General features: G+C 69.0%; 6 protein-coding genes and 1 pseudogene. 1 reads left to right on the forward strand and 6 read right to left on the reverse strand.

The features are described from left to right. Positions 1–54 precede the first annotated feature (54 nt). A complete protein-coding gene (locus tag CCS01_RS35760) occupies positions 55–183 on the reverse strand; it encodes a hypothetical protein (protein ID WP_275112940.1) in 129 nt (42 codons plus the stop codon). Between the two features lie 211 nt (positions 184–394). On the opposite strand from CCS01_RS35760, the gene CCS01_RS19940 reads away from it, so the two are divergent. Continuing rightward, positions 395–1,096: a Crp/Fnr family transcriptional regulator gene (locus tag CCS01_RS19940; protein ID WP_158258505.1), complete on the forward strand. Its 702-nt coding sequence runs from the start codon at positions 395–397 to the stop codon at positions 1,094–1,096. Here the strand turns inward: CCS01_RS19940 and CCS01_RS36170 are convergent. The 5 genes and pseudogenes from CCS01_RS36170 to CCS01_RS19960 form a co-directional block, all read right to left on the reverse strand. Then, positions 1,033–1,950, reverse strand: coding sequence for an adenylate/guanylate cyclase domain-containing protein (locus CCS01_RS36170; RefSeq protein ID WP_408887498.1), 918 nt, complete (start codon positions 1,948–1,950; stop codon positions 1,033–1,035). The genes CCS01_RS19940 and CCS01_RS36170 overlap by 64 nt on opposite strands. Before the next feature lie 75 nt (positions 1,951–2,025). Continuing rightward, positions 2,026–2,913, reverse strand: a pseudogene (locus tag CCS01_RS36175) (CHASE2 domain-containing protein); the annotation flags it as partial. 141 nt (positions 2,914–3,054) lie between these two features. After that, positions 3,055–3,714, reverse strand: coding sequence for an OmpA family protein (locus tag CCS01_RS19950; protein WP_104520524.1), 660 nt, complete (start codon positions 3,712–3,714; stop codon positions 3,055–3,057). A 132-nt stretch (positions 3,715–3,846) separates the two neighbouring features. Further along, on the reverse strand, positions 3,847–4,167 hold the full coding sequence (locus tag CCS01_RS19955; RefSeq protein WP_146101858.1) for a hypothetical protein: 321 nt from the start codon (positions 4,165–4,167) through the stop codon (positions 3,847–3,849). Positions 4,168–4,393: 226 nt separating this feature from the next. Further along, complete coding sequence (locus tag CCS01_RS19960; protein ID WP_146101859.1) at positions 4,394–5,212, reverse strand: hypothetical protein; 819 nt, start codon at positions 5,210–5,212, stop codon at positions 4,394–4,396. Positions 5,213–5,543: the final 331 nt, after the last annotated feature.

Consider the following 5,543-nt stretch of genomic DNA (forward strand, 5'->3'; position numbering starts at 1 on the left):
GCACGGCCAGCAGGCCGCTCAGGAGAATTGCCAGGCGTGTCGTGCGTGGGGTGATCATCGCAGGGCCTCCACCGCCAGTCGTGCATCCGCGATCCGTGCGCCGGGGATGACCCGGACCTGCGCGCCGCCATCCAGGATCGGGCCGGCATCTGGAATGCCGGCGATGACTTGTATTTCTTGCACCAGCGCCGCTTCCCGGAACAAGCGCCCTGCCGGGGACCGGAGCTTGCCGTGAGGGTTGCGATCCTACTGTGATCGGCGCAACTAATATGCCCGCTGACAGTAGTATTTCCGCCTTTTCGAGTCACGTTTGCTTGCGTCCGGCTCCCGCCGTGACGAAGCGACTCGCCACGCCCGATTCTTGCCGTCACGATCCCCATCCTGGGAGGGAACCGTGGCGGCTGCCGTGAACCGCGAGGAAATTCTCGCAGGCCATTTCCTGCTCCGGCATCTGCGCGCCGAGGAACTGTCGCGCCTTGCCGCGAGCGCGACCCTGGCGCGCCATCGCGCCAACGCAACGATCTTCCAGAAGGGCGATCCCGGCGCCAGCATGATGGCGGTGGTCAGCGGCCGGGTGAAAATCTGCACCTATTCCCCGGACGGCAAGGAACTCGTGCTCAACATCATCGACCGCGGCGGCCTGTTCGGCGAAATCGCCGTGCTGGACGGGCAGCCCCGCTCGGGCGACGCCGTGGCGATGGAGGACACCGAGCTGCTGGTGCTGGAACGCGCCCGGCTGATGCCCTTCCTGAGCGCCAACCCCGAGATTCCGACGCGGCTGATCGGCGTGCTGTGCCAGCGCCTGCGCCAGACCAGCGAAGCGCTGGAGGACGCGCTGCTGCGCGACGCCCCGTCACGCGTGGCGCGCGGCCTGCTGCGCCTGGCCGGAACGTTCGGCCGGCCGGAGAAGGGCGGCCTGCGCCTCGACATTCGCCTGTCGCAGCAGCAGATCGGCAACCTGATCGGCATTTCCCGCGAAAGCATCAACAAGTATATCGTTGACTGGACCCGCGCCGGATACCTCAGCGTCGATCATGGTTTCATTACAATCCGCGACAAGACGGCGCTGGAAGACCTGTCGCAGGCCGAGCTGTAGGCGCCCGCGCGCTCGGCCGCCGCCGAATCGATACGGTAGGCGCCCATCGCCGCCTGCCGGCCCCGCAGCATGACGTCGCCGATGCGGATGCCTGGAAACTCGCCGTCCAGGCGGCGCCACGTCGGCTCGCCCACGACGATGGTGCAGTAGTCGGGCCTGGGATCGGCGTATTCCTTGCCAAGCTGCTCCAGCCGCGCGCCGGTGTTGGCGGTGTCGCCCAGCAGGCAGAATTCCAGGCGGGCGCCCTTGCCCAGGCTGCCGGCCACCATCGGGCCGGTGTGCAGCCCGACGCGCAGGCCGCCAATCGGCTGGCCTTCGGCGCGCCACTGGACGTTCAGGTCCTGCATCGCGCGCTCCATCGCCAGCGCGCAACGCGCGGCGTTCCGCGCGTCGCGGGTGATGGCGGCCTCGGTCAGCCGCGGGATGGGGACGCCGAACACCGCCAGGATGCCGTCGCCGATGAAGCGCAGCAGCACGCCGTCATGCGCCATGATCTGCGCCGCCATGGCGTCGATGTAGCGGTCGATCCACTCCACCAGCGGCGCTGGTTTCATCTGTTCGCACATGGTGGTGAAGTTGGCCACGTCGGCATACAGCACGGTCGCCGTCAGCTCCTGCGGCACCGGCCGCCCCCCGGACAGGAACAGGTCGCGGTCCTTCATGATTTCGTTCACAACCGGCTCGCTGACGAAACGGGAGAACAGCGCGCGCAGGGCCGAGCGGTCGCGCCGATCGAGGCCGCTGCGCCAGGCGCGGGCGGTGCCGCCGGCCAGGGTCAGCCCCAGCACCGGCCCGACGACGGGAACCAGCACGCCGGTTTCGGCATACGCCGCCAGCACGGCGGCGATGAACATCAGCCCAAGGCCGGCGAGGGCCGCCGCCGCGGCATAGCCGGCCAGCAGCACGCCCAGCACCGCGCCGGCGGCCGCGAGGCCGGTCGTCACGGCAATCTCCGGCCACGGCAGCGCCGCGTGCGGTACGGCGCGATGATGCAGCAGTTGCGAAACGACCTGGGCGTGGATCTCGACCCCGAAGCTGGGCCGCCCGAACGCCGAGGCGAGCGTGCGGTGCTCGTCGCTGCCGGGGATCAGGCTGCCGATGAGCGCGACCTTGCCCTTCAACCAGGCCACCGGCAGCAGGCCGACGGCCTCGGCCGGATAGACCGGGACATCCGGCGCGGCGTGCAGGCCGCGGCCGCTCCGCCGCCAGTCGATCGGGAACGGCCGGTCCGGCACCGGAACGTCGAGCGCGGCGGCGATGGCGGCGGGGAAGCTGGGCAGGCCGGTCAGCGGATGCACCGGCAGGTGGTCGCGGACGACGTCGTCGAACCGGTCGCGCACGAGGTTGGCGTTGCCGGTGCGCACGCCGGCCAGGAATCGGTTCAGGAAGCGCCGCCGCCCGGGCGCCATCGGCGTGTCCGGCGCGACCGAGATCGCCACCACCGGAACGTCGGTCCGGCGCAGCGCCCGTTGCAACGCCGCATCCTTCGCCGGCTCGGTCGGACGGTCGAGCACCACGTCCAGCCCGATGGCCGCGACTCCCTTGTGCGCCAACGCATCGACCACATCCGCCAGGAAGCCGCGATCGATCGGTGAGCGATACGGAAACGCCGCGAGCGTCTCCTCGGTGATGCCGATGACGACGACGTTCGGGTCGGGCGGGCGCAGCGGGCCGAGGAAACGGAACGCCACCGCTTCGAACAGGCGCTCGGCGGCGGCGAGCGGGGACGGGGGGCGGGTTGCCGTCAGCGCAATCGCCGCCGACAGCACCAGGATGGCCGCCATCCAGCCCGCCGCGACGATCTGCCTTCTGCACATGCCCGACGCCACCCGAAGCCAAAAAGCCTGTGTCGCGCCGCACGCCGATCGGCTGCAAGGCCCGGAGGCGCGGCGTCCGTTCAAACAAGCGGCAGGATTATCCCGCTTCCACGGCGGTGGCGGAAGGCCCGGCGGCGTGGCTCAGTTGGTCCGCATGAACTGCACCCGCCGGTTGGCCGCGTCATAGGGGTTGGCGGTCAACGGCTCCGACATGCCCTTGCCGACGAGTTCGAGGCGCGTGGGCTCGATGCCCTGGCTGACGATGTATTCGCCCACCGACAGGGCGCGGCGCTCGGACAAAGCAAGGTTGTAGCGGGCAGAACCTTTCGCGTCGGTGTGGCCCTCGATGCGCACCTTCATCTGCGGCGCCTCTTTCATCAACTGGGCGATCATGGCGATCATGCCGCGGGCGGAGGCAGGCAGCATGGCGGAGTCGAAGGCGAAATTGACGTGGAAGGCAACAGCGCCGGACTGGTCCCCGGCATCGCGCTCCGGCGTGGCGGCGGCCTGGACAACCGGCGCGGGCGTGGCCCGGGCGGGCGGACGTACGGGCGCCGGCGGTGTCCTGGTGGACACTGTCCGCACGCCGGGGGAGGACGCCGCCTCGGGCCTCGGCAGCACGATCGAGCGGCTGGCGCCGGGATGCGATTCCGGAATCATGATGTTGCGCAACTGTTCGATCGGCGGCGCATCGTCGAACACCGGCACCGCCTGGGCCAGCGCGGCGCCGGCGAACAGCAGCACGGCGGCCGGCGCGAGGACCGCGATCCGGGTGAAGCGCGAAGGATGGGTACGGAACATGGGGGAAACTCCTGTGCCCTCGGACGTCCGGGTTGGCAACGTCCCTGGCGGCAGGATGGCGGCCGGCCGTGCCGGCGGCTGTTGAGCCGTTCACTGCCCTGGTTTTTTCCGCGCGGCGCCGGCCGCGGCGGCTCATTCGTTTCTTGGGGTGATCTTCCACTGGCCGGCGGCGGTGCGGCACCAGTCGAGGTTGTACTCCTGCGGCACCGGCTTCCCGGGGAAGGAAATCGCGTACCGCACGGCATGGCACGTCGTGCCGTTCGATTGGTACACGCGCGTCAGGGTCAGTTTCCCCGAATTGCCCGAGGTCGCGTCGGTCCAGGCCCGCGTTTCCCCGGCCGCGGCATCCGGCGTCCGGTTCAGGGAGACGGTATCCTCCCACACCAGGCGCCAGTCCTCGTCGGTCAGCAGCGCCACGTTCGGGTTCGAGCCAAACGGGTTCAGCTGGGCCATGCACGGCCACGACGCCGGCAACAGTGATCCAACCGCCATCGCGAACGGCAATAACCGGCGTCGTCGCTTCATCTTGTCACCGTAATAATGAGTGATCGGCAAGCCATTATGCCGCGCCGGGCGCTGATGCGCCACCGGCTGCGCCGTAACGTTTCCCGGAAGCCGCGCGACGGCGCCGGCCAGGGCGCCGGCCGCGCGTGTGGCCAGAGCGGCCGCCGGCGGTCTGTCAGCCGATCCTGAAGTTGGCGGCTGTCAATGCGCTTGGCGCGACGGCCTGGATATCGAGAGCGCTACCGGGTCCGAACGGCACCAGCGTCCCCCCGGAACCATCCGGCGCCAGCGCGGCCAGCACCGCGCCGGTGGTGGCAAATCCGCCGATGCCGCCGATGAGATCGATAACGCCATGGGCCAGGTCCCGGCCGAAATCGCCGAGAGCGACCGAGCCGATCGTCGGCCCAAGATCGAGCTGCATGCCGATCGATTGATCGACGACCGAGGCGGAGGCGGCGGAACGGATGGACACCACCGGGGCGGTGCACGCCGTGAGGTAGGCGTGGGTGCCGGACCCCATGAACAGCAGCGGCTGGCTGCACCCCTGAAGATTGAGGATGCCCGTGCCACCTCCGTTCGCCAACCGGATAACATTGGCCTGGCCGCCAAACACGCTGTCCAGGTCGCCGTTTATGGTCAGCGTGTCGCCCTGTCCGTTGCCGGCATAGATATAGGTGTTGAGCGCGCTGACGGTGACCGCGTCGGCATTTCCGTTGCCGATATAGACGTTTTCCTCGTTGCCACTTACGGCGGCCGTGTCGCCGGCGCCGTCGCCGAGCCTGATGGTGGTGTCGGGACCGCCGTTGACAACGGCCGAGTCCTGGTTCCCGTTGCCCAGCGTGACCGTATTGTGGGAGCCGCCGCTCACGATTGCCGTGTCGGCGTTCCCGTTGCCGAGCGTGATCTGGTTGAAGGACCCGTTCATCGTGGTTGCCGCGTCCCGGTCTCCATCGCCGAGCGTGACCGTGTTCGAGGTTCCGCCCACGGCGGCCATGTCCTGGTTGCCGGCGCCGAGCGTGGCCGTGTTACCGTCACCATTCAGCAGCAGGATGTCGCCTTGTCCGTCACCGAACGTGACGACATCCGAGCTGACGGTCAGGGACGCCATCGCATGGTCTTCGTCGCCGAAATTGATCGTGGTCATCGCGGTTCCTCCTGTTGTCCCCGCGCAGCGGCGCGGCTTCGCATCGGGGGCAGAATCTTGCTTCTGCGATCAGGGCTTTTGAGGGCCCGGCGTGACTTCGCTTGCTGAGTATCGATGGTGCTCGAACTGCGCGGGAAGAGCAACGCTCTACACGGGGATTTGGTTTCCGGTTGGGGGAGGG

The organism is Rhodopila globiformis (assembly GCF_002937115.1).
In the GTDB taxonomy this organism is placed as follows: domain Bacteria; phylum Pseudomonadota; class Alphaproteobacteria; order Acetobacterales; family Acetobacteraceae; genus Rhodopila; species Rhodopila globiformis.